Here is a 22,967-nt window from a genome sequence, read left to right on the forward strand (position 1 = left end):
GCTCACGCCCTCCCCGGGTATCCGCCGGCCCTCAGCGCGGCGGCGAGCATTTCGTGCATGTTTCGGCGCGTCGGGTCCTGCAGCAGCGCGCCAAGGCGCCAGGACAGGGCCTTACCACGGCGACCGCATATCTGCGCCTGTTCCGCCTTTACGGCAGCCAGCCGGGCACGCGCCTGGCGCCGGGCGCCATGCGTCATGCCGGGATGATCGTAGCGGCGAAGGATACGCTCCATCGCGTCGATACGCGCACGCCGGTTCGAGGTCTCGCTTCCGGACCGGACCAGGTAGTTCGCGCCGATGCGCGTCGAGACGCCGACCGCTCCGCGTTCCGCCAGGCGCAACCACAGGTCCCAATCCTCCGCCGACGGCAGATCTTCCGCAAATCCGTTTGCATTTCGCAAGATTTCGCGTTTCGCAACGACGGTGGACGTCCCCGCCAGGTTGCAGCCGAGCAGGCGCGGGAGCGGATCTTCCAGCAAGTGGAACGCTGTATCGGACCGGGCCATGAACGCCGGCTTCCAGTATTCGAAGGCCGTTCCGAGCGACCGCCCGGTCACATCGAGATGGCGGTAATCGGTAAAGGTGAACGCGACCTCCGGATGAGCACGATGGAAAGCGATATCCCGATCGAGCTTGCCGTCGAGCCATTGATCGTCGGCATCGAGAAAACCGATCAGGTCCGATTGTGCCTTTTCAATCAGGAGGTTGCGTGCACGCGCTGGCCCAAGGCCTCCCCCTTGGAAAACCCGAAGCCAGGGGCGGGTCCGCTGCGCGGTCGCGAGCCACTCAGCCGTTCCGTCGGTCGATCCGTCGTCCAGGAGCAGCACCTCGACCGGCTCGACCGCCTGCGCCTCCACCGAAGCGATGGCAGCCGGCAGGAAGGCCGCCGCGTTGTAGGCGGGAATGACGACCGAGCAGAGCGGCTTGGACATTTTCGATATCTCCACGGTTTGAAATTGGCAATGCCGCAGGCGGCATTTGGCATCGCCCTTGCAAAGCGGGTGCCGAGTGCAAACCGGGGAACCCCATGAAGACGATCGCCTACGTCCTGACCGATTTTCCGGTCCTGTCCGAAACCTTTGTCGGAAACGAAATCCGCGCCATGCAGGCCCACGGCCATCGCGTCGTCCCCTTCGTCTTCCACTTGCGGGATGGGCCGGCCCAGCCGGCGGACCGGGAGATCGCGGCCAGGGCTCACACGATAGGGCGCATTGCCGTTTCGGCCGCCTTCCGCGTGGCCCCTCTGGCCTGGCGCAGCCTGTCGCTCGTCTGCCGGCAGAAACGCCTGCCCCGCCGGTCCCTTCTTTGGACCGGCATGAAACTGGCCGGCGCGATCCGCGACGCGAAATGCGATCATATCCACGCTCATTTCGCCGGCGGCGCCGCGGCCCATGCACTCGTTGCCGGGCGGATCACGGACCTGCCCGTCAGCTTCACCTGCCATGGCCACGACATTTATGCCGAGCCGGAAGACCTGGAAATCAAGCTCGCCGAGGCCGACCGGGTGGTCGCCGTGTGCCGGGACATGGAAGACGACCTGAAACAGATCGCTCCGAACGCCGCTATCAGCGGGATTCCCTGCGGAACCGATACCACCCGTTTCGAACCGCGCCCCGAGACCGAGCACGACAACGGGCGGTTTCTCTTCATCGGCCGCCTCGTCGGCCAGAAGGGCATCGACGACCTGTTGCGCGCGCTCCGGCTGCTGGAACGCACGGTTCCCATCCGCCTCGACATCGTCGGTGAAGGCCCCCTGCACGAGACGGTATCGCGCGAGACGGAGTTCATCAACCAGCGCGGATTTCACGAAATCCGGCTGCTGGGACAACGCAACGCGGACTGGCTTCAGGCCGAGGGACCGCGCTATCGCGGTGTCGTCCTTCCCTTCAAGACCGCTGCCGACGGCAGCCGGGACACCGGCCCGCTGGTGGTCAAGGAGGCCATGGCCCTGGGCCTGCCGGTGGTCTCCACGGCCTTCATGGGGGTCAAGGAAACGGTTACGGAAGAAACGGGATTCCTCGTGCCGCCGGCCAGCCCGGACGCCCTCGCCTGCGCCATGGCGCAACTGGCGACCATGCCGGACGAACACCGTCGCCAGATGGGCCAGGCCGGCCGGAAGCGCGTTTGCGAACACTTCACGCTGGCCGCGCAGGCCCGCGCCCTGTCGGGTATGGTCGAGGCCGCCTGAGCCATGCGCCTCACCGGTCCGCTCGCCAGCTTTTTCGTCTACGGGATTGCCATCGTCCTGATGAAGGGCTTCTCGCTGATCACCATACCGCTTCTCGCCTGGAAGCTCCCGCCAGCTGACTTCGGCGAACTCGACCTGTCAGCAAGCATTGTCGAGTTCGTCGCTCTTTTCTCCGCGCTCGGCATGACCGAACTTGTCTACCGCTTCTGCGCCGGCGAAACGCCGGAAGAGCGCCGCTCCCTGTCGGAACTGGCGGGGACAGGCGCGATTGCCATCGCAATCCTGTTGCTGCTGGTGCAGGCGCTGGCGGACCCGCTGCGCCAATGGTCGTCCCTGTCCGTTTCGCCCGTGGCGTTTCGCCTGGCGCTCGCCGGCGCCGGCATCACCGCTCTCATCGAGACACCGCTTGCCTGGCTGCGCCTGCGTGACCGGCCGCTGGCCTTCCTCGGCTTCATCCTGCTGCGCGCCGTGGCGCAGATCGCGCTCGTCTGGACGGTTCTCGGGCTTGGAATGGGGGCCTCCGGGGTTCTTGCCGCCAACGCGTCGATCGACCTCCTGGTGGCCATGGTTCTGGTCACCGCTTTCCTCCGCGAAAACGGCATGGCAATGTCCCCGGTGATGCTGCGCCGCATTGCCGCTTATGGCCTGCCCATCGTCCTGTCCGGCCTGTGCATGTTTGCCCTTGGCGCGGCAGACCGCTGGTTCATCGCCGGTGCCGTGACCCGCGCTGACATGGCGCAATACGCCATCGCCGCCAAGCTCGCCCTCGCCACGGCCCTCGTCGTCCAGCCCTTCGGCCTGTGGTGGTACCCGCGCCGGCTTGCCATGCTTGCCCGCCCGGGTGGGCAGGAGGCCAATGCCAACGCCTGGCTGGCCGGCCTGGCCATACTGTCGGGTGGCGCGGTCGCGGTTCACCTCGCCATGCCCGCCTTCGTGCGGATGGCCTTGCCGCACTCCTACGCCGCCTCCCTCCATTGGCTCCCCTGGCTGATCGGCGTGATCGCCTTGAACGAACTGGTCAGCCTGTCCAACGCCGGCGCCTACATGCGCGCGAACACGCTGGCCGTGCTTGCCGTCAACGGGGCGGCGGCGGCGCTGGCCATTGCCGCCTATGCCCTGCTCATCCCGGCCTGGGGTCTCGCCGGCGCGATCGCCGCGACCTGGATCGCGCAGGCTTTCCGGCTGGCGGCCTTCATCGTCCTGTCGCGCCGCGAAGCGCCGGTCCCGCTGGTCTCGAAATCCGCCGTCATGATCGTGTCCGCCGCGGCATGGCCGGCCATCCTGCTTCCCGCCGACGCCGGACTGGCATTGACCGCGACCGCCGTCCTCGCTGCACCGACACTGGCTTTCCTGGCCCTTGCCGTCTCGAGGCCCGGCCTGCTTCGCCGGGTGCATGTCCATGCGCTCCGTGCATGACCTGCGCCCGCGGGTGCACCTGCCGGACGGCCTGAGCGCCAGGGGCCTGGCGGTCGGCCTGGGCCTGGCGTTCGTTTCCGTGCTGCCGACCCTGGCGATATCGCACCCCGCGCTGGTGCTTCCGCTGGCCGCCGCGCCGCTCGGCCTCATCATCATGATGCGCATTCCGGTCTGGCTGGTCCTGGGCTTTGTCGCCTTCACCTTCTTCCGGCTTCACGAGGCTTTTCCCTTCCTGCTTCCGTTCCGTATCCCGCAACTTCTGGCGCTGCCGACGCTGCTGGTGCTCGTCTGGCATATCGGCGTCATGAAGAAGATCCGGCCCTTCTGGGGCGGACAACTGACCGCCTTCGCCATCTTCTTCGCCCTCGTCACCATCGGCCTGCCCTTCGCCTCGAACCCTGGCATCGCCATCGCCTACTGGAGCGGCGCCTATGTGAAGATCGCCATCATGACGATTTCCATCGCCTGGTTGTTGCGCAACCCGTCCGATTTCCAGCTTGCTGCCCGCGTCATCGTCGTTTCCGGAGTGGCCGTTTCCATCGTCGCCATCTCCAACAAGCTGGCCGGCATCGGTCTTGTCGAAGGCTCCCGCGTCACCATCGGACGCGAGATCGGCTCCGTGCTGGGCGACCCGAACGACCTGTCCCTGGTTCTCACCTTTCCGCTTTCCTTCGCCGTTTCCATGGCAACGGCCCGTGGCGGCTGGGTGAACAGGATCCTCGGCGGCCTTGGCAGCGCCCTGATCATCTGGGCGGTAATCTGCACCCAGAGCCGGGGCGGTCTTCTCGGCATCGTCGCCGTCTTCGGGGTTACCGGCCTGCGCATCATCCGCTCCAAGGTCGTCCTCGGCGGAATTGGCGGCCTCGGCCTGCTGGTGCTGTTCGCAGCCGCCGGCATATCCGACCGGTCGTCGGGCGGCGCGGCCGAGGACGGCATCGATGAAAGCGCCATGGGGCGCATCTGGGCCTGGACGGCAGCCTTCAACATGTCCATGGCACGGCCGCTGAACGGCGTCGGCCTCGACAATTTCATTCCCAATTTCTGGCTCTATACGCCCCACTGGACCGGGTTCAACAAGGCCGTCCACTCCACATGGTTCGGTGTTCTCGCCGAAACCGGCTGGCCTGGCTTCTTCACCTTCGTCGCCATGATCATCGCCACGGCCCGCGTCGCATTCCGCGCCTCCCGCATCCTTCGGCGCGAGAATGCGCCCATGCCGGTACAGGTCGCGGCCTTCTCCGTCACCTCCGGGATTGCAGGCTTCTGCGTGTCGGGCACCTTCCTGACCCAGGGCTTCACCTGGCCGGTCTACATCCTGCTGGCGATCGCCTCGGCCGCTTCCCACTTTGCGAAAACCTTTGCAGATGGCGAAGAGCAACCGGCCCCCAAGCCGCAAATCCGCATCGTCAACCGGCTTCCGGAGCCCGTTTCGGCTGGCACGCTTCCTGCTCGTCACCCGGAAGACAGAGCGACCGAACCCGGGAAAGGATCCTGACCATGTGTGGAATTTTCGCCGTCGCCGGGACCGCCGACGCGGCCCCCCTCCTGATGGAAGGGCTGACGCGTCTCGAGTATCGCGGCTATGATTCCGCCGGCCTTGCCGTCCAGCAGGGAAGCGAAATCGTGGTGCGCAAGGAAGCCGGCAAGGTGTCGTCGCTGCAGGGCCTGCTTGCCAGCGACCCGGTATCGGGCGTCACCGGCATTGCCCACACGCGCTGGGCCACGCACGGCGCGCCAGCGACGGTCAATTCCCATCCCCACGTTGCCGACGGCATCGCGATCGTGCACAACGGCATCGTCGAGAACCATGCCGCGCTGCGCGCCGAGCTGGCGGCCCGCGGCGCCCGTTTCGTCAGCCAGACCGACACCGAGGTCATTCCCTGGCTCGTCCGCATGGCCATGGACAAAGGCGCTCACCCCTTCAAGGCACTGAACCAGGCCGTTGCGCGGCTGGAAGGATCCTATGCCATCGCGATGATGGCGCGCGAAACGCCGGGCGAGATCTATGCGACGCGCAACGGCAGCCCCCTCGTCGCCGGCCTCGGGGACGGCTGTACCTGCCTGTCCTCCGATCTCAATGCCATGGCCGGGCTCGCCGATCGGGCCGTGGCCCTGGAAGACGGCGACTCCGCCCGCATCTCCGCGAATGAAATCGATATCCGCGACAGGGCCGGGCGGCCGGTCAACCGCCCCCTGCTCGAAGTGCCACGCGCCAGCCATGCGTTCGACACCGGCGGCCACAGCCACTTCATGGCCAAGGAAATCTACGAGCAGCCCGCGGTCATCGACCAGATCAACCGCCTCTACAGGGACCGGTCGCTGCTCGACCAGCTCTTCTCGCTCGACGCCGCTCGGATCCGCCGCATCAATTTCGTCGCCTGCGGCTCTTCCTTTCATGCCGCCTCGGTCGCCCGGCACTGGATCCAGTCCATGTCCGGCATCGAGTGTACCGTCCATGTCGCATCGGAATACCGCTACGAGGCCCTGCCGCGGATATACCCTGGCGAAGTGGCGATCCTTGTCTCGCAGTCCGGCGAAACCGCCGACACGCTCGCCGCCCTCGAACGGCTTCGCCGCCTCGGAATGCCGGTCATCGCCATCGTCAATGAATCCGGGTCGACCATGGCCAGGCTGGCCGACATCACGCTTCCGCTCGCCGCCGGGCCCGAGATCGGCGTCGCGTCCACAAAGGCATTCATGGCTCAGCTCGTGGTCATGGCGCACCTGTCGCTTCACCTCGCGCTCCGCCAGGCCTCTCCGACGATCACGGGCCGTCTGCGCGACCATCTCCTGCGCCTGCCGGCGCTCATCGACGCCGCGCTGCACAACGAGCCGGCCGTCATCGAGGCCGCCAGCGGCCTGGCCGGAGTATCGAGCGCCCTCTTCCTCGGGCGTGGCCCTTTCCAGGCCCTCGCCGCCGAAGGCGCGCTGAAGCTGAAGGAGACCAGCTACATCCACGCCGAGGCCTTCCCCGCCGGCGAACTCAAGCATGGGCCGCTCGCCCTCGTCGACGACGCCATGCCGGTCTTTGCCCTGGCTGGCAGCGACGACCTGCGGCCGAAGCTCGCGTCGAACCTGCGCGAGGTCACCGCCCGTGGCGGCCAGGTCCACGTGATCGGGGACCGCGAATCCATGCTGTCCATGGCCGATGTCGCCAGCGGCATGATGACCGTGCCGCGCGCACCGGAATTCATCCGGCCGATGGTCGCTGCCGTCCCCTTGCAGCTCCTGGCATACCATGCCGCCTGCGTGCGCGGTCTCGACGTCGACCGGCCGCGCAACCTGGCCAAGTCGGTGACGGTCGAATGAACGGCCTGCGCCAATGGGCCAAACAGGGTCGTTCGCCGTTGGCGCGCGCCGCCCGGTCACTGGCACAACGGGCACGCACATGCTCCATGCCGGTTGTTCCGGCCATTCACAGGCGTCTCTACGAAGTGCGGCGCCTGGTCCTTGCTGGCTGGCAAGCAGCCTGGCGCGCCGCCTGGACCACACCGCTGCTCAAGGCACGCTTCGATGGCGATGCGCCAGGGCTTTTCGTCTATGGCGGCATACCGCTGATCATGGGGCCGGTGCGCATCCGCTGTGCCCGGGACGTGCGCATGTCCGGCCAGACCACCATTACCGGGCGGACCGGATCGGCATATCCGCCTGAACTCCTCGTCGGCTCCAATGTCGACATCGGCTGGCAGACGACCATCGCTGTCTCGGGAAAGGTCGTCATCGGCGACAATGTCCGCATTGCCGGACGCGCTTTCCTGGCAGGCTATCCGGGCCATCCGCTGGATGCGGAGGACCGGGCGGCGGGCCTGCCGGACACGCCGGACCAGTGCGGCGACATCGTGCTCGAACGCGATGTCTGGCTTGCCACCGGCGTGACGGTTCTGGCCGGCGTCACCATCGGGCGGGGAACGGTGGTCGGCGCCGGCAGCGTCGTGACCAGGGACCTGCCGCCCTTCGTGCTCGCGGCCGGCTCGCCGGCCCGTGTCATCAGGCATCTGGGCCCCGCCGGGAACCGCGATGCCGCATGATCTCGTCGTCTTTGGCGAGGACTGGGGCCGTCACCCCTCCTCGACCCAGCACCTGGTCCGCCGCCTCGCCGGCGACCGGAACACGCTCTGGATCAATTCGCTGGGCCTGCGCCGGCCGCGGCTGACCCGGCGCGATGCCACCCGGCTCGCAACGAAGGCCGTCAGCCTGCTACGCACGCCACCGGTCCCGGCTGGCAGGACGGATCGCAGCGATCATCCGTTTCGCGCCATCATCGAGCCGCGCGCCGTGTCCTGGCCCGGCTCCCGCGTGGCCGCCGCGATCAATCGCCGGCTCGTCGGGACACAGGTCAACGCGGCGCTCGAACGAAACGGCATGAAGGCGCCCGTCCTTTGGACGTCCCTGCCGACCGCGCTGCCGCTCGTCGGCACCCTGGGCGAACGCGCCGTCGTCTACTATGCCGGCGATGATTTCGCGGCCCTCCACGGGGTCGATCATGGTCCGGTCGCAGCCATGGAACGGGCGCTCGCCGACAGGGCCGATCTCATCCTGGCGGCAAGTCCGGAAATCGCCGAACGGTTCGATCCCGCCCGGACTGTTCACCTGCCCCACGGCGTCGACTTCGGGCTCTTCTCCGGTCCCGCGTCACGGAACGCCGCCTTGCCGGAGGGCAAGACCGCCGGTTTCTACGGCTCGCTCAACGGCTGGATCGATCTGCCGGCGATCGCCGATGCCGCTCGCCGCCTGCCGGGCTGGACCTTCGTGCTGATCGGCCGCATCGAGGCGGACCTCGCCCCGATCGAAGGCCTGGCAAACATCCGCCTGGCACCGCCGGTATCCCATGACAGCCTGCCGTCCTGGTCGCAGCACTGGACCGTGTCCCTCCTGCCCTTCGTGCGAAATCGCCAGATCGACGCGTCGAATCCGCTGAAACTGCGCGAATACCTGGCGGCGGGCCGCCCCGTCGCCGCAACCTATGCCTTTCCGGCAATCCGGGACCTTCAGGCGCCGGTCTCGACACCCGGAACCGGCAAGACCCTGGCCGACGCCATCCTCGAGGCCGAGACAAGAACCGGCGAGGCCCGCGCCTTCGTATCCCGCCTGGCAAACCAGGGCTGGGATGCGCGCGCTGCCCATGTTGCAAGCCTGATCGACGCCCTGTGATCGCGCCGTCATGCATCTTGCCGCACCGGCGGTCCGCCATGGCACGGAACTTGAAACGCACAGGGCGTATCGAGTCAGGAGTTGCCGACCATGAGGTTGAAATCGCTTTTTCCGGTCGCTGTTTTGCTATCTGCAAACACGCTTGCCGGCTGTGCTTCGCAAAACGCGATGACCATGCTGCCCGACGAGGTGAAGCTTGCTGTCGCCGCCGATGCCGCGCGCGCCTCCGTAGCCCCGTCCGACACGGGGATGGCGCCAGCCGGAAGGCCGGCCGCGGCGCAACAGGCCGGCCTGTCTCCGGTCGAAATGGAATACCGGCGGCGCCAGGCCGCAGGCCAGACACTGGCCGCGGCACAGCCGGCCGACGGGCGCCCCGATCCGGTGGCGCTGTTCAATCGGGCCCGCGAAATGCAGGCCCTCAATGTCATGGCGAGCGCACCGGCAGCTTCCCCCCTGCCAACGGCTGCCGAAATGCCTGGCCAGGCACCCGCCGCGGAGGACCGGGCAAACGGTCCAACGCCGCAGGATACCTGGCAGGCAGCGCTCGCCATGAACCAGGCCCGGTCACGGTCCGGCACGCCATCGACAATGCCACCGCAGGAACCGGACCGGGAAGCCGTGACCGCTGCCGTCAAGGACGGGCCAGCCCCCGGCGACATCCTGGAATTCGTCCTTTCCGGTGACGCCCTGACGATCACGGAGGAAGACCGGATGCAATTGCGTCTCAGGGCGCTCGGCGGCCGGAAGGCGCGGCGCATCGTGGTCGGTCGCCTGGATGGAAAGGGGTTCGAAATCCTCTCGCGGGCCCAGGACATCGCCCGGCATGTCGCCGAGGTCACAGGAGGCCAACCGGGCATGGGCTATGACCCGGCCATGAGCGCCGGCGCGGTGCGCGTCGAGTACGAGCCCTTTGCCAGCGGGAGCCGGTAATCTTGGCACGCGATATCCCGAGCCTGCTGCTCCAGGTCGCCGACATCGCCTGGCGCCGGCGCTACCTGATCGTCGTCCCGATGCTGGCATTGCCGCCGGTGGCCTTCGTTGCCGGCGGCTTCGCGCCCAAGGCCTACGTCGCGCGGTCAACCATCCTCGTGCAGGAAACAGCCAAGCTCAACCCGTTCCTGAACGATCTCGCCGTCGGTCCCAACCTGAAGGAGCGCATGCCGGCCCTCAGGACGCTGGTTCATTCCGCCCACATCCTCGAAGCCGTGCTCGAGGACACCGGCGTCATCGCGCCAGACGCCTCGCAGGCCGAACGGGCGACAGCCGTGCGCAGCCTCTCTTCCGCCATCTCCGTGGATCTTGCCGGCAACGATCTGGTCGCATTTTCCATCCGTGGCAGTTCGCCTGCGGGCATGGCCGACACGCTCAGGGCCCTCACCCATCACTTCGTTGACAAGCTGCTTGCGCCGGAGCGCAGTTCGATCATCGACAGCCAGGTCTTCCTCCAGCAGGAACTGAAGTCCCGCGCCATGCGGCTGAAGGACGCCGAAGAAGCCTATGCCCAGTTCAAGCACCGCAACCGTGACCGACTTCCCACGCTGGAAAGCACCCTGGTGACGCGCCTGTCGGCGCTGGAGGAAAAGCTGTCGGAAAACCGGATGGCGATGAAGGCGGCGGAGGCCCAGTTGTCCGATGTCCGCGAGCGGCTGATCGGCACCAACCCCGTGATCGGCCGTATCGAGGACGACATCATGAAGTCCACCCGCCGGCTCGGCGAACTGGAAGTCCGTTACACCAAGGAGCATTCAGCGGTTCAGGCCGAACTGCGCAACCTGCGCCGCCTGAAGGAAGAGCGCGAGGCCCTGATGAACAGCGCCGACGCCATCCAGGGCGCCGACATAGACCGCCTGTGGAACCTGGCCGCGGGCTCGCTCAGCCAGGACGACGGCAAGATCCCGCCGCTGCTGATTTCCCAGATGACGCGGCTGCAGGAAAGCAACTCGCAATACCTCCGCCTGAAGGAGGAAACCGCTGCCATAGAGAAGGAGATCGACACCATTCACACGGCGATCGCCGAAACCGGTCCCGTGCTCCAGGAACAGAAACGCCTGGAAGAGGAAATCCGCCTCGCGCAGGAAAGCCACGACGCGATTTCCAAGCGTTTCGACAACGCGCAGATCACCGGCGCTCTCGGCAAGTTCGAGGCGCCCGAACGCATCAAGGTCATCGATGCGCCGATGGACCCGGTCGTCCCCGTGACACCGGGTCGAATCCTGTTCCTTCTGGCCGGGATCGTTGCGGGGCTGCTGGCGGGCGCCGGCCTGGCCCTTTCCGCCGAACTGCTGGACACACGCCTGCGCCGGCAGCCTGAATTCGAGGCCGTGTGCGATGCGCCGGTGGTCGCACGCTATTGCAACTGACGCGGAGAACCGTCTGCGCGCACCGGCGAGGACGGGCGGTCGATCCCGGCCCGGTCCTTTTCCTCGTCTGTCTTCCAGGTTTCCATTCGCCGGTAGATGGTCGAAGGGCTGACTTCCAGGGCCGCCGCCGCGCGCGGGATCGAGCCGTTGCATGCCTCGATGGCCGTTTCGATGGCGGTGCGGATCACCTCTTCCAGCGGACGGATCGGCCCCGCGGCCTTTTTCTCCGGTTCCATCAGGCGCGCCTTCGCCAGGATGCCGCTCAGCGGCTCGGACAGGGACGGCACGGCCGTTGCGGTCGCCGCCGGCGCCTCCGCGCTACTGCCGAGCATGTCCAGCGGCAGCATGTCGGCGTTCACCGTGTCACCGTCGTTGAGCACGACAACCGACCGGATCACGTTCTGGAGCTGGCGCACGTTGCCCGGCCAGCCATGGGCCATGAGAATGGCCGCCGCGTCGGGCGAGAAGTCCCTGAAGGCCTTTCCGTCTTCCTGCGAGAAACGGCGCAGGAACGAGCGGGCAATCTCGACGACATCCTCTCCGCGCTGGCGAAGCGGCGGCAGTTCGACCGGGATCACGTGAAGGCGGTAGAACAGGTCCTCGCGGAATCGCCCTGCGCGCACCTCCTCGACCGGGTTGCGGTTCGTCGCGCAGACGACGCGCACGTCGCTGACCCTGACCTTGTCCTCTCCCAGCCGCTGCACCTGGCGGCTCTGCAGGAACCGCAGCAGCTTGGCCTGCAGCGCGAGGTCCATTTCACAGATCTCGTCGAGGAAGAGCGTGCCGCCATCGGCAGTCAGGCAGGCGCCGAGCCGGTCCGCTGTCGCGCCGGAGAACGCGCCCTTGATGTGGCCGAACATCTCGCTTTCGAGGAGGTCCTTGGGTATGGCGGCGGCGTTGATGGTCACGAACGGCCCCGAGGCCCGCTTGGATAGCTTGTGCAGCGCTTCGGCACAGACCTCCTTGCCGGTGCCGCTCTCGCCGGTCACGAAGACGGTCGCATTGGAAGGCGCGGCCCGGTGCAGGATGCGATAGACCGGCTGCATCGCCAGAGAACTGCCGATGAAACCGCTCGGTTCCGCTTGGCTGCCGGCGTCGCCCGGCGTCGCCGGGACGGGTGCCGGCGCCGGTGCCGCGGCATCGATCGCATTGCAGACCGTGGTTGTCAGGCGCTCCGCATTGAAAGGCTTGACGATGAAGTCGAAGGCGCCGAGTCGCATAACGTCGACCGCCGTCTTGATCGAGGCGTTGGCCGTGATGATCACCACCGGCGTGTCGTTGCCGCGGTCGCGCAGGCTCTGCATGATGTCGAGCCCGCTCATGTCGGGAAGGTTCACGTCCAGGACAATACAGTCGTAGGCGCGCGCTTCGCATTTCGAGAGCGCTTCCTTGCCGGTTCCGGCAAGATCGCATTGCGACGACGTACGGCGCAGGAAGCCGCGGTAGGTCTCCGCGAGGGCAGCGCTGTCCTCGACCACCAGGATTGCCGGTTCATTCATTTCTCTATCCCCCGATAGGTCACCGCAACGTCAGGTTTAACATCGAGCCGTTAACCTCGTGCTAATGGGTCTCCGGCGCAGCCCTTCCCTCATGCCACCCGTTCAGTTTCATTGAGCCGTTCGCAGTGCAGATACATGCGCAGCGCGCGCAAACCCCGGCGGGCCATGTCCGCCGCGGCCTGCACCTGCTCGGTCCGCAGCGCTTCGTCCGGCGCGTTCTCGATCTGCCGCGCCAGGTTCGCGGCCCGTTCGATGGCGAATTGCCCGAGCAGACCCGCCATCCGGTGCGCCGCCTTGACGGCCTGCACCCGGTCGCCGTTCGCGGCCGCTTCTTCCAGCCGGTTGATGCTGGCCTCGACTTCCGCTTCCACCTGGTTGAGAAGGATCCGCATGGTCGCCTCCCCCACATCCTCGGTCATGACGGTGAGAAATTCCGCGTCCAGCAGATCGTCTTTCTCCGGCACGGCCGCGGGATCGGCGGATCGCTTCGCCTGCACAGGGATGCTTCCCAGGAACGGCACCAGCGCGGCCTCGATATCCCGCATGCGAACCGGTTTGCTGATATAGGCATCGAAGCCCGCCTTCATCAGGCGTGCCTTGTCCCGCGGGAAACTCTGGGCGGTCAGGGCGACATAGATCGCGCCGCCGCAGGCCCCGGCCGCCTTCATCGCCTTCATGGTGGACGGACCGTCCATTCCGGGCATCTGGACATCAAGGACCACCAGGTCGAAAGCCCGGTCGCGGCCGATCTCGATGGCCTCCTCGCCGCAACTGGCCGTTTCCACGTCGGCGCCGAACTTGCGGAACATCGTTTCGGCAACCAGCAGGCTCGTCGAGGTATCGTCGACGACAAGAACGGTCTTGCCCGCAAGATCAAACGCCCCTGAAACCGCGGTACCCCCGGACTTGAGCGCGCCGTGGTCGCCCACCGCCAGTTCCAGTTGGAACGAGAACTCCGACCCTTCTCCCGGCGCGCTCTCCAGGTCGATGGTGCCGCCCATGAGGCGGACAAGACGTTGCGAGATCGCCAGGCCGAGGCCGCTTGATCCACCCTGTACCGCCCGTGAGTTCTCTCCCTGCTCGAAAGGCTGGAAAAGCCGCTTGCGCAACGATTCCGAGATCCCCTGGCCATTGTCGGAAACCGAGAAGCGCACCCGTGTGTTGCCATTGGACTGAGGCGCACAATCGATCCGCACAAGAACGTCACCGTTCTTGGTGAACTTGTTGGCGTTTCCGACCAGGTTCATCAGCACCTGGCGTATCCGGTCGCGGTCGCCGATGAGCGTATCGGGCAGATGGTCGTCGATCCGAACGGAAATGCGGTTCCTGTTCCTGCTGGCCAGGACGGCCGTCACATCCACGATTTCGCGCAGCAGGTCGGCAGGGGAAAACTCCCTCGGCTCCAGCCGCAGCTTGCCCACTTCCAGACGCGTCAGGTCGAGAATGTCGTTGATGAGCGAGAGCAGCCCTTCCGAGGCGCGCAGCACGGTGGCGAGCCGCTGGCTCTTCTCCGGGTCGCGTTCTTCCCGCTCCATGATCTCCGACAGTCCGATGATGGCATTGAGCGGCGTGCGGATGTCATGGCTCATCATGGCGAGAAATTCGGATTTTGCCTGTGAGGCCGTGGTCGCCTTGCGCGCCAGGATGCGCATCTGTTCGGCCTGCTTTTCCGCCCGCAAACGGATTTCCTCAAGGTTTTCACGTACCTTGGTCGAGTCGATAAGCAGCAGCCGGGCCCTCCTCTCGCCAAGGATGAGATAGGCCAGCATCAGGACAAGCAGGATCGCCGCCGCCGTGCCGAAGCGCGAGACCTGCTGCTCGATCAGGTCATGGTTTCGGGACAGGGTTTCGCGTTCCAGCCGATCGCTTTTCAGGCTTGCCATGGTCAGCTTGCGGATGGAGTCCCTGTAGGGAGCCAGCAGTCCCAGCATGCGCCCGGCGGCAGCGCCATCGCCGTTTCCCGCGGCGTTCACGTCGCGGTCCGCCGCCTCCAGGTCCTTGAAATACCGGTCGAAGATCGCGGCAAGGTCCGGGTCATCGCGAACCGTCGCGGCCAGGTCGCCGACCTGGAACAACCGGGCCCGGCTCCACAGCAGGTCGAACTGGAGCGAAAGGGGCATGGCGCTGTCCACCTCGCTCCCGTTGGCGATTTCGGCCAGTTGCGTCAGGGTCCGGTTGAGTTCGATTTCACCCTGTGCCGCTGCCCAGATCGTGTTTTCCGGAATCCGGTAGCGCGACTGGTCCTCGATCTTCTGCAGTTCGACATAGGCGTGGGCCGCCGAACCGACGAGGATGACGAGAAAGAGCAGGAGAAGGGCACGGACCGCCGCATGGATGCGTCGCGATCCGGCCATCATTGGAACCGCAGTTCCTTGACCTGCCACACCCACTTGAAATTGTGGCGCTCGTCCGCGAATTCCGGAAATTCATCGCGCGGGTAGATGATCCAGAAAGGCCCCTTGTCGCGCACCGACATCCGCTCGCCGTTCATCCTGGTTGCCAGGAGAACCGGGAATGCAAGGATTTCCGAGACTGGAATTTCCGCTTGGTAGTCGTTGATGGCGGTAACCATCACGGTTCCGCCGGCAATCCCGTGAGCCTTGGCGATGTCCGACATCAGCACGCCCTCGAAGACGGGTGTACCGTCCGTCCAGGTCGTCGAGGTCCGAACCGTGCTCAGACCGAGTTTTTCCAGCTCTTCGACGGAATAGACGGTTTCGACGCCCTTGGCCTCAACCGTCAGTGGAAGTGACTGCGCTGCCGCCGCCATCGTAGACGCCAGCATGGCAAGCAGGATCAGCAAGATCCGTTTCATGTGAATGCCCCCTCGTAACCGCTGCACACGTTACGGCATACCAACAATTCCTAACAATCGGATTGATTCGACAAAATGGATTTTATCTTTTCTGCGCGGGGCAGTGATGGCGGGTCCCTGCGGCGCCCGGACAGCGAATTTGGCCACTTGCAGCTTCCCTCGCAGCCCAGGGACTGCGCTGTCCGTCTGACGCCGGCCTCTCAGGACGCTTCGATGGCCTGGCAGGCCTGGCACAGGCCCCGCAGTTCGACGATCGATTTCGATGCCCTGAAACCGGCCTGGCCGGCGACGTGCTTCAGCCGCGCAGCCAGGGTCTCGTCGGCGATTTCCGAAACGTGGCCGCAACGCTCGCAGATGGCGAAGGCAACCGTTTCGTGGTTGTCGCAGGCCGGGTGCCGGCAGGCGACGAAGGCGTTCAGGCTTTCGAGGCGATGGACCATGCCAAGTTCGAGCAGCTTCTCCAGCGCCCGGTAGACCTGCAACGGGGCACGGACTCCCTCGGCCCGGAGCTGGTCCAGGATCGCGTAAGCGCTCAGCGGCCCCTCGGCGTCGTTGAGCGCGCCCATGACGAGGCTCTGGTTGCGCGTCAGATCCCCGTTGTCCGGTCCTTGACGGGTCATCGGCTCAGCCCCTCCCTGCCCGGCGCGCCCGGACAATGTCCGCAAGCCCGGCAAGCGGTGTCAGCGAGAGCACGAAGAGACAAAGGGCCGCGACGACGATCGAGGGCCCGGACGGCGTATCCCAGTTGAGCGACGCGGACAGCCCGCCGGAAACGGCAGCCGCCCCGATCGCGGCCGCCAGAATGGCCATCAGTTCCGGGCCGCCGGCAAACCGGCGCGCCGTGGCAGCCGGGATGATCAGCATCGCGGTGATGAGCAGAACACCGATGATCTTCATGGCGATCGCGATCACGCCTGCCATGAGCAGCATGAAGACGAGGTTGGCGCGATCCGGCTGCATACCCTCCGCCTCGGCGATTTCGGGATTGACCGTGGCGGCGAACAGCGGCCGCCAGATCGCCGCGAGGACACCGAGCACCACGGCGCCGCCGCCCCAGATCAGCGCGATATCGGTTTTCGAAACCGCCAGGATATCCCCGAAGAGCAGGCCCATCAGGTCGATCCGCACCCAGGTCATGAAGGCGAGAACCACGAGTCCCAGCGCCAGTGCCGAATGCGACAGCAGCCCGAGCAACGCGTCGGAGGAGAGGCTTGCGCGGCGTTGCAGCGTGAGGAGTGCCAGCGAGACGAGCGCCGACACGACGAAAACCGCGATCGTCAGGTCGATCTCGAACAGCAGGCCGAGCGCCACGCCGAGAAGCGCGCCATGGGAGAGCGTGTCGCCGAAATAGGCCAGCCGCCGCCAGACGATGAAGCAGCCCAGCGGCCCGGCGATCAGGGCGACACCGCAACCGGCGACGAGCGCGCGCACGAAGAAATCGTCAAGCATCGCGGCCCTCCCGGCTGGAGCCATGCCCATGCGCATCGCCGTGATGATGGTGATGCCCGTCTTCGGCATGGCAATGGTCGGTCACGCTGCCGTCGGCATGGCGCACCCGGCCGTCCGGCAGGTGCGTGTGATCGTGGTGGTGCTCGTAGACGGCCAGCGCCTGGGCAGCCGGCGCACCGAACATGCGCCGGTATTCGGGACTGGAAGCCACCGCCGTCGGCGTGCCCGAACAGCAGACATGGCCGTTGAGGCAGATCACGCGGTCGGTGGCAGCCATGACGATGTGCAGATCATGCGAAATCAGCAGCACCCCGCAGTCGAGTTCGCCGCGTATGCGCCCGATCAGCTCGTAGAGCGCGATCTCGCCGCTGAAATCCACGCCCTGGACGGGTTCGTCCAGCACCAGCAGATCCGGCTTTCGCGCAACCGCGCGGGCCAGCATCACGCGCTGGAACTCGCCGCCGGACAGGTTGCGCACCTCGGCGTCGCGAAGATGGGTCACGCCCGTGGCTTCCATCGCCCGCAGGGCATCGCCGCTGCTGACCCGGCCGGTCAGATGCATGAAGCGGTCGACACTGAGCGGCAAGGTCCAGTCGACGGAAACCTTTTGGGGGACGTAGGAGACCACGAGCCCCTTGTGCCGGATCGCTTCGCCCTCGTCCGGCCGCACGATGCCTAGGGCCATCTTCGCGGTGGTCGATTTTCCCGACCCGTTCGGTCCGATCAGTGTCACGATTTCACCACGTCCGACCGAGAGACTGACGCCACGCACCAGCCAGCGTCCGGCGCGCGAGACACCGGCCTGGTTCAGCGAGACGAGCGGAGCGGTTTGTGATGCCATGGTCCGACGGCGGCTCCGGTTCCCGGGATTGGAAAGGACGACTTGTCAGACCATATCGCACACGTTATACAATTACACAATAATGTAATCTAATAACATTACACACCCCACGATTTTCCGGAGACGATCATGCGCCGCCTTGCTCCTGCCCTGCTTGCATGCGGGTTCCTCCTGTCCACGGCGGCATCGGCCCTGGCCGGCATCGAGGTTGCGGCTTCCATCAAGCCGGTGCACTCCCTCGTGGCTGCCGTCATGCAGGGAGTTGGCAAGCCCGAACTCCTCATCGAGGGTGCGGGATCGCCGCACACCTATGCCCTCAAGCCGTCGCAGGCCCGCATGCTCGAGGGAGCAGACCTGGTGTTCTGGGTCGGCCCGCAGCTTGAAACCTTCCTGGAAAAGCCGCTCAAGACGATCGCCAGGGAGGATGCGTCCGTGAGCCTCTTTGCCGCCGGCGGCGTGGTCCGCCTTGCGTTCAGGGAAGGCGCGACATTCGAGATGGAGACGCATGACGGTCACGACGAACCCGGCAACGACGATCACGCGGCCGGGACGGATCACGGGCACGGCGATGAAGGCTTTGACCCGCATGTCTGGCTCGACCCGGTCAATGCCAAGGCCCTAGTCTACGAGATCAGCCAGCGCCTGGTCCAGGCTGACCCCGACAACGCGGCCACCTACGAGGCGAACGCGAAAAAGGAGCTGGAACGTCTGGATGCCCTGACGCGCGACGTCCAGGCAATGATCGAACCGGTCAAGGACAGGCCTTTCATCGTCTTTCACGACGCCTACCAGTATTTCGAGAACCGGTTTGGCCTACATGCCGCCGGGTCGGTCACGATCTCGCCGGATCATGTGCCCGGAGCGGAGCGCATTGCCGCCATCCGCCACAAGATCAGCGACCTGGGCGCAACCTGCGTCTTTTCCGAGCCGCAGTTCGAATCCAGGCTGATCGCCACGGTCACCGAGGCCAGCGCGACCCGCGTCGGCATCCTCGATCCGCTCGGAGCCGGGCTCGCCGCTGGCCCTGACCTCTATTTCGGGTTAATCGAGAACATGGCCCGGTCATTTGCCGATTGCCTGTCGGGACAATCCTGACCGCCCCGCGCCGACCAATGCGAAAGGAGCCGGATTGGACACTCTGCCCGAAGCCCTTCGCGACACCATGACCCTGCCGCTGGACACGGCGCTGGTACGCCTTGTGGTGGCCGTTTTGCTCGGTGCCGTCATCGGCTATGACCGCGAAGCCGGGTCCCACAGCGCAGGGCTGCGCACCCACATCCTCGTGTCGCTGGCCGCCTGCCTCTTCACCCTGATCGCCATGGAGATGTTCGAGCGCTTCAACGTCGAGGGCGGCCGTGCCGATCCGATCCGTGTCATCGAGGCCGTCACCGCCGGAGTGGCCTTTCTCGCCGCCGGATCAATTCTCCATTCCCGCGGCGCCGTCCACGGTCTGACCACCGGCGCGGCCATGTGGCTGGCCGGGGCTGTCGGCCTGGCTGTCGGTGCAGGTCTCTACATTCTCGCCGTCGCGGCCACGGTCCTGGCGCTGATCATTCTCGTGCTGATCAAGCGCATGGAGCACTGAGCTTCGTGCTCACCGGTCGAGCGACAGGTCCCTGCAGACGCCATGAAGACGCGCCAGTACGGGCGAACCGGGCCGGATGGCTGCCGGCGCCGTTCCGATCAGCGTGATCACCGCCTGCGCCTCGCCCTGCCAGTCGAGGATTGGCGCTGCCGCCGCCACCAGGCCGGGAATGTAGCGGCTGTCGACGGTGGCCCCGCCCGCCGCACGCACTCGCCCAACGAGGCCGCTGATCCCCTCGCCGGTCATGGGGAAATCGAGCGGCCGCCCCCCCGCCGCGTCCACCGCGTCCATTTCACGGGCAAGCAGCGTTGCCGTCACCGCGCGCGGAAGCCAGGCCAGGAAGACCCGCCCGGTGGCCGACGTCAGCAACGGAAGCGTCGTGCCGAGCCCCAGAGACGCCGCGACCAGCGTGGCCGCCCGCTCCCACCGCACGACGGTCGGGCCGTGATCACCCCAGACCGAAAGCATGGCGGTCATCCCGGTTTCCCGGGTCAGACCTGCCAGGTCATCGGCTGCCGCATTGACGAAATCATGCCGGTTGAGCGCGGCAAGCCCGAGCCGTATGGCGCCCGGACCAAGGTCATATTTGCCAGAGCGGCCGGCCTGCCGCACCAGGCCGGCATGCAGGAAGGACGCAAGATAGCGGTGCGCCTTTGAAGCGGGCATGGCGCATTCGCGCGCCAGGTCCGAAACGCCGATGGGCCCGTCATGGCGCACCATCGTTATCAGCACGCGAAGGGCCGCATCCAGCGACTGGAGGCCGCCGCCGCGCTCGATGCCGTCACGCTCTTCGTCACTGGTCATGGGTCGCTCCGGGTTCGGTATTCTTTTCCATACTACAAAATGCTTTACGCATAATGGAAAAATGCGTAGCATGCTTCTCATCAAGGGAGGAACAGCATCATGGCCCATCTCGACCGCGTGGAAATCGTTGGCGGTGGCCCCGCCGGCCTTTACACATCCATCCTGGTCAGGCAGCACTGGCCAGAGGCACAGGTGATTGTTCACGAGCAGAACGGTCCCGACGACACGTTCGGTTTCGGCGTCGTCTTCTCCGACCAGGCGTTGGACTTTCTCAAGGCCGACGACCCGGAAACCCATGAACTGATCACGCCGCGCATGGAACGCTGGCGCAACATGACGCTGAACATCAAGGGCGAACGCGTCATTCTCGACGGGATCGGTTTTGCCGCCATCGGCCGCCTTGACCTGCTCAAGATCCTCAAGGCCCGCGCCCTGGCGCTCGGGGTCGACGTCCGCTTCAATACGCCCCTGCCCTCGCTGGACGGGATCAAGGCCGATGTCATTGTCGGTGCCGATGGCCTGAACTCGTTGATGCGCCGCTCGGACGAAGCCGCCTTCGGCGTGACGGTGGAGCATTTCACAAATCATTTCGCCTGGTTCGGTGTCCGCAAACCCTTCGACACGCTGACCCAGACCTTCGTACAGACGGACCGGGGCACGCTGAATGCCCACCATTACCGCTATACCCCCGACATGAGCACCTTCATCGTTGAATGTGATGATGCAACCTTTGGCGCCTATGGCTTTGACTCGATGGACGAAACGGCGACCGCGCGTGTCTGCGAGGATATCTTCGCGGAAACGCTGGAAGGGCAACCCCTCATCGCCAACCGTTCGATCTGGCGCCAGTTCCCCCGCCTCTGGTGCGATCGCTGGACCGCCGGCAATCGCGCCCTGATGGGCGACGCAGTGCATACCGCGCATTTTTCCATCGGCTCGGGCACACGCATCGCGATGGAAGACGCCATCGCGCTCGTTCGGGCATTGCGCGAGGCCCCCTCGGTTGCTGCTGCCCTGGAGACCTACCAGGCGGTACGCCCGCCGATCGCCCGCAAGATCGTCGATGCCGCCAACACTTCGGCCACGTGGTATGAGAGCTTCCCGGAGAAGATGAAACTCGATCCGCTCGACTTCGCCTTCGACTACATCCAGCGGTCCGGCCGCGTCGACCTGGAACGCCTGCGCAGGCTGTCGCCGGAATTCGTCGCGCGCTACGAAGCTGCCAGGGGAGGTGCGGCATGAACCAGGATACGTTGATCGTTGACCCGGTGAGCGACACCGCCGGGGCTCGCGAGATCGGCTTCGACAAGTCGGCCCACGCCAATTGTTCGGTCATCCTCTTCGACAACCTGCAACGCAACCCGGAGAAGACCGCCATCACCGGGCCGCTCGGTTCGATGACCTACCGCGAGCTTTGTGCCGAGGCTGCCCGCTGGGGCCATGCGCTTGCTGCCTTCGGCCTGGAGCGCGGCGCCCGTATTGCCTTCTTCCTCGACGATACGCCGGCCTATCCCGCCGCCTTTTTCGGCGCAGTCCGGGCCGGGTTCGTGCCGGTTCTGCTCAACACGCTGACAACGCCCGATCTGCTGAACTATTTTCTCGCCGATACCGGCGCCCGGATCGCCGTCTGCGAAGCAGGCTTTGCCGCCGCCTTCGATGCGCAGAGCATGAAGGATACGGCGCTGGAACGTGTCGTTATCGTCAACGGCAACGCTCCGGCTGACGCCACGTTCCAGCCCTCTGCCGCTTTCCTGGTTGGCCAGCCGGACACCCTGCCCTGCGCCGATACCGGGCCGGACGACATGGCCTTCTGGATGTATTCGTCCGGTTCCACCGGGCGTCCGAAGGGCATCGTCCACCTGCACCATGACATGGCCTATACGCAGCAGAGTTTCGCCGCCCATGTCCTGAAACTCAGGACCGATGATATCTGCTTCTCGGTCCCGAAGATCTTCTTCGCCTACGGCTTCGGCAATGCCTTCACCTTCCCGTTCTCGATCGGTGCAACGACCCTGCTGATGTCCGGCCGTCCCGACCCGGAGAGCGTCGTGTCCACCATCGAGCGCTTCCATCCCACCGTGCTGTACGGCCTGCCGACGCTCTACACGGCGATCTGCCGCATGGATGGCGCCGCGAGGCGCGACTTCTCTTCGCTGCGCCAATGCATGTCGGCGGCCGAGATCCTGTCGGAGGATGTTTTCCGCGCATGGGAGGACCTGACCGGCCTGAAGCCGGTGGAAGGGCTCGGCTCCACCGAGGTCCTGCATGTCTACCTTTCGAACACGGTGGAAGAACAGCGCCTTGGCTCCGCCGGCAAGCGGGTTCCGGGCTACGAGGTGGAACTGCGGGACCGGGACGGCAACCTGTCCGGTCCCGGCGAGGAAGGCGTCATGTGGGTGCGCGGGACGTCAACGGCGCCCTGTTACTGGAACCGGCCGGACAAGACAGCCGAGACCATGCGCGGCGACTGGATCTACACCGGTGACCGCTTCACCGAGCAGGACGGCTACTATTTCTTCCAGGGCCGTGCCGACGACCTGATCAAGGTGTCCGGCCAATGGGTCTGGCCAATGGAAGTGGAGCGCTGTCTCAACGAGCATCCGCACGTCCATGAATGCGCGGTGCTGGCGCATCAGTTGCCGGACAAGCGCATGACCCTGCGGGCCGTCGTCTGCCTGCGTCCCGGCCATGCCGGTGACGAGGCCGAGGTGCGCGCGCTGCAGGATCACGTCAAGAAGGCGCTGCTGCCCTTCAAATACCCCCGGATCGTGGAATTCGTCGACGAATTGCCGAAAACCGGCACCGGCAAGCTGGATCGCCAGGCGCTCGTCAAGGGCTCGGGCTGAAGCGCCCGGGCCC

At 65.9% G+C, this 22,967-nt stretch carries 20 protein-coding genes; 12 read left to right on the top strand and 8 right to left on the bottom strand.

The annotated features are described in order from the left end of the window. Positions 1–2: 2 nt before the first annotated feature. Positions 3–932, bottom strand: coding sequence for a glycosyltransferase family 2 protein (locus CSC94_RS07000; RefSeq protein ID WP_099305336.1), 930 nt, complete (start codon positions 930–932; stop codon positions 3–5). A gap of 95 nt (positions 933–1,027) precedes the next feature. Between CSC94_RS07000 and CSC94_RS07005 the strand changes: the two genes are divergently transcribed. The 8 genes from CSC94_RS07005 to CSC94_RS07040 all read left to right on the top strand — a co-directional run bounded on the left by CSC94_RS07005 (position 1,028) and on the right by CSC94_RS07040 (position 11,115). Next, entirely contained in the window at positions 1,028–2,188 is a 1,161-nt protein-coding gene (locus tag CSC94_RS07005) for a glycosyltransferase family 4 protein (protein ID WP_099305338.1), read from the top strand. Between the two features lie 3 nt (positions 2,189–2,191). Then, positions 2,192–3,604 (top strand): lipopolysaccharide biosynthesis protein, encoded by a 1,413-nt coding sequence (locus tag CSC94_RS07010; RefSeq protein WP_099305340.1) that lies wholly within the window; start codon positions 2,192–2,194, stop codon positions 3,602–3,604. Then, a complete protein-coding gene (locus tag CSC94_RS07015; protein ID WP_133122841.1) occupies positions 3,588–5,099 on the top strand; it encodes an O-antigen ligase family protein in 1,512 nt (503 codons plus the stop codon). The genes CSC94_RS07010 and CSC94_RS07015 overlap by 17 nt, the downstream gene beginning before the upstream one ends. Before the next feature lie 2 nt (positions 5,100–5,101). After that, the gene (gene glmS / locus CSC94_RS07020) at positions 5,102–6,913 is read left to right on the top strand and encodes a glutamine--fructose-6-phosphate transaminase (isomerizing) (RefSeq protein ID WP_165784358.1); all 1,812 of its coding nucleotides are present in this window, start codon (positions 5,102–5,104) and stop codon (positions 6,911–6,913) included. An 86-nt stretch (positions 6,914–6,999) separates the two neighbouring features. Continuing rightward, a complete protein-coding gene (locus CSC94_RS25160; protein ID WP_280949979.1) occupies positions 7,000–7,632 on the top strand; it encodes an acyltransferase in 633 nt (210 codons plus the stop codon). Then, complete coding sequence (locus tag CSC94_RS07030; RefSeq protein ID WP_099305348.1) at positions 7,622–8,755, top strand: glycosyltransferase family protein; 1,134 nt, start codon at positions 7,622–7,624, stop codon at positions 8,753–8,755. Before CSC94_RS25160 ends, CSC94_RS07030 begins: the two co-directional genes overlap by 11 nt. 168 nt (positions 8,756–8,923) lie before the next feature. Then, positions 8,924–9,685, top strand: a complete 762-nt coding sequence (locus CSC94_RS07035; protein WP_099305350.1) for a hypothetical protein — start codon at positions 8,924–8,926, stop codon at positions 9,683–9,685. Positions 9,686–9,687: 2 nt separating this feature from the next. Next, positions 9,688–11,115 carry a GumC family protein gene (locus tag CSC94_RS07040; protein ID WP_099305352.1) on the top strand — a complete coding sequence of 476 codons (1,428 nt, stop codon included), beginning with the start codon at positions 9,688–9,690 and terminating at the stop codon, positions 11,113–11,115. Here the strand turns inward: CSC94_RS07040 and CSC94_RS07045 are convergent. The 6 genes from CSC94_RS07045 to CSC94_RS07070 all read right to left on the bottom strand — a co-directional run bounded on the left by CSC94_RS07045 (position 11,103) and on the right by CSC94_RS07070 (position 17,719). Then, positions 11,103–12,614: a sigma-54-dependent transcriptional regulator gene (locus CSC94_RS07045; RefSeq protein WP_099305354.1), complete on the bottom strand. Its 1,512-nt coding sequence runs from the start codon at positions 12,612–12,614 to the stop codon at positions 11,103–11,105. The genes CSC94_RS07040 and CSC94_RS07045 overlap by 13 nt on opposite strands. Positions 12,615–12,703: 89 nt before the next feature. Continuing rightward, on the bottom strand, positions 12,704–14,971 hold the full coding sequence (locus tag CSC94_RS07050) for an ATP-binding protein (protein WP_099305356.1): 2,268 nt from the start codon (positions 14,969–14,971) through the stop codon (positions 12,704–12,706). Beyond that, positions 14,968–15,429, bottom strand: coding sequence for a putative pterin-binding protein (locus tag CSC94_RS07055; RefSeq protein WP_099305358.1), 462 nt, complete (start codon positions 15,427–15,429; stop codon positions 14,968–14,970). Before CSC94_RS07055 ends, CSC94_RS07050 begins: the two co-directional genes overlap by 4 nt. 200 nt (positions 15,430–15,629) lie before the next feature. Further along, positions 15,630–16,049, bottom strand: coding sequence for a Fur family transcriptional regulator (locus tag CSC94_RS07060; protein WP_099305360.1), 420 nt, complete (start codon positions 16,047–16,049; stop codon positions 15,630–15,632). Between the two features lie 4 nt (positions 16,050–16,053). Then, the gene (locus tag CSC94_RS07065) at positions 16,054–16,878 is read right to left on the bottom strand and encodes a metal ABC transporter permease (RefSeq protein ID WP_099305362.1); all 825 of its coding nucleotides are present in this window, start codon (positions 16,876–16,878) and stop codon (positions 16,054–16,056) included. Then, positions 16,871–17,719: an ATP-binding cassette domain-containing protein gene (locus CSC94_RS07070; protein WP_099305364.1), complete on the bottom strand. Its 849-nt coding sequence runs from the start codon at positions 17,717–17,719 to the stop codon at positions 16,871–16,873. Before CSC94_RS07070 ends, CSC94_RS07065 begins: the two co-directional genes overlap by 8 nt. A 129-nt stretch (positions 17,720–17,848) precedes the next feature. On the opposite strand from CSC94_RS07070, the gene CSC94_RS07075 reads away from it, so the two are divergent. After that, on the top strand, positions 17,849–18,814 hold the full coding sequence (locus tag CSC94_RS07075; protein ID WP_099305366.1) for a zinc ABC transporter substrate-binding protein: 966 nt from the start codon (positions 17,849–17,851) through the stop codon (positions 18,812–18,814). Between the two features lie 34 nt (positions 18,815–18,848). After that, the gene (locus tag CSC94_RS07080) at positions 18,849–19,304 is read left to right on the top strand and encodes an MgtC/SapB family protein (RefSeq protein WP_205853244.1); all 456 of its coding nucleotides are present in this window, start codon (positions 18,849–18,851) and stop codon (positions 19,302–19,304) included. A 9-nt stretch (positions 19,305–19,313) separates the two neighbouring features. Here the strand turns inward: CSC94_RS07080 and CSC94_RS07085 are convergent, their stop codons facing one another. Beyond that, entirely contained in the window at positions 19,314–20,108 is a 795-nt protein-coding gene (locus tag CSC94_RS07085) for an IclR family transcriptional regulator (protein ID WP_099305368.1), read from the bottom strand. Between the two features lie 99 nt (positions 20,109–20,207). Between CSC94_RS07085 and CSC94_RS24855 the strand changes: the two genes are divergently transcribed. Beyond that, positions 20,208–21,350: an FAD-dependent monooxygenase gene (locus CSC94_RS24855; RefSeq protein ID WP_205853245.1), complete on the top strand. Its 1,143-nt coding sequence runs from the start codon at positions 20,208–20,210 to the stop codon at positions 21,348–21,350. Further along, on the top strand, positions 21,347–22,954 hold the full coding sequence (locus CSC94_RS24860) for a benzoate-CoA ligase family protein (protein WP_205853246.1): 1,608 nt from the start codon (positions 21,347–21,349) through the stop codon (positions 22,952–22,954). Before CSC94_RS24855 ends, CSC94_RS24860 begins: the two co-directional genes overlap by 4 nt. Positions 22,955–22,967: the final 13 nt, after the last annotated feature.

Origin of the sequence: Zhengella mangrovi, from assembly GCF_002727065.1 — a bacterium.
Taxonomy (GTDB): domain Bacteria; phylum Pseudomonadota; class Alphaproteobacteria; order Rhizobiales; family Rhizobiaceae; genus Zhengella; species Zhengella mangrovi.

What these genes read in the sequence shown, in the direction of transcription:
- glmS (WP_165784358.1), top strand. Translation starts at nt 5,102, where the DNA reads ATGTGTGGAATTTTCGCCGTCGCCGGGACCGCCGACGCGGCCCCCCTC.
- CSC94_RS07060 (WP_099305360.1), bottom strand. Translation starts at nt 16,049, where the DNA reads ATGACCCGTCAAGGACCGGACAACGGGGATCTGACGCGCAACCAGAGC.
- CSC94_RS07055 (WP_099305358.1), bottom strand. Translation starts at nt 15,429, where the DNA reads ATGAAACGGATCTTGCTGATCCTGCTTGCCATGCTGGCGTCTACGATG.
- CSC94_RS24860 (WP_205853246.1), top strand. Translation starts at nt 21,347, where the DNA reads ATGAACCAGGATACGTTGATCGTTGACCCGGTGAGCGACACCGCCGGG.
- CSC94_RS25160 (WP_280949979.1), top strand. Translation starts at nt 7,000, where the DNA reads ATGCCGGTTGTTCCGGCCATTCACAGGCGTCTCTACGAAGTGCGGCGC.
- CSC94_RS07010 (WP_099305340.1), top strand. Translation starts at nt 2,192, where the DNA reads ATGCGCCTCACCGGTCCGCTCGCCAGCTTTTTCGTCTACGGGATTGCC.
- CSC94_RS07030 (WP_099305348.1), top strand. Translation starts at nt 7,622, where the DNA reads ATGCCGCATGATCTCGTCGTCTTTGGCGAGGACTGGGGCCGTCACCCC.
- CSC94_RS07000 (WP_099305336.1), bottom strand. Translation starts at nt 932, where the DNA reads ATGTCCAAGCCGCTCTGCTCGGTCGTCATTCCCGCCTACAACGCGGCG.
- CSC94_RS07085 (WP_099305368.1), bottom strand. Translation starts at nt 20,108, where the DNA reads ATGACCAGTGACGAAGAGCGTGACGGCATCGAGCGCGGCGGCGGCCTC.
- CSC94_RS24855 (WP_205853245.1), top strand. Translation starts at nt 20,208, where the DNA reads ATGGCCCATCTCGACCGCGTGGAAATCGTTGGCGGTGGCCCCGCCGGC.
- CSC94_RS07050 (WP_099305356.1), bottom strand. Translation starts at nt 14,971, where the DNA reads ATGATGGCCGGATCGCGACGCATCCATGCGGCGGTCCGTGCCCTTCTC.
- CSC94_RS07015 (WP_133122841.1), top strand. Translation starts at nt 3,588, where the DNA reads ATGCGCTCCGTGCATGACCTGCGCCCGCGGGTGCACCTGCCGGACGGC.
- CSC94_RS07035 (WP_099305350.1), top strand. Translation starts at nt 8,924, where the DNA reads ATGACCATGCTGCCCGACGAGGTGAAGCTTGCTGTCGCCGCCGATGCC.
- CSC94_RS07045 (WP_099305354.1), bottom strand. Translation starts at nt 12,614, where the DNA reads ATGAATGAACCGGCAATCCTGGTGGTCGAGGACAGCGCTGCCCTCGCG.
- CSC94_RS07075 (WP_099305366.1), top strand. Translation starts at nt 17,849, where the DNA reads ATGCGCCGCCTTGCTCCTGCCCTGCTTGCATGCGGGTTCCTCCTGTCC.
- CSC94_RS07070 (WP_099305364.1), bottom strand. Translation starts at nt 17,719, where the DNA reads ATGGCATCACAAACCGCTCCGCTCGTCTCGCTGAACCAGGCCGGTGTC.
- CSC94_RS07065 (WP_099305362.1), bottom strand. Translation starts at nt 16,878, where the DNA reads ATGCTTGACGATTTCTTCGTGCGCGCGCTCGTCGCCGGTTGCGGTGTC.
- CSC94_RS07005 (WP_099305338.1), top strand. Translation starts at nt 1,028, where the DNA reads ATGAAGACGATCGCCTACGTCCTGACCGATTTTCCGGTCCTGTCCGAA.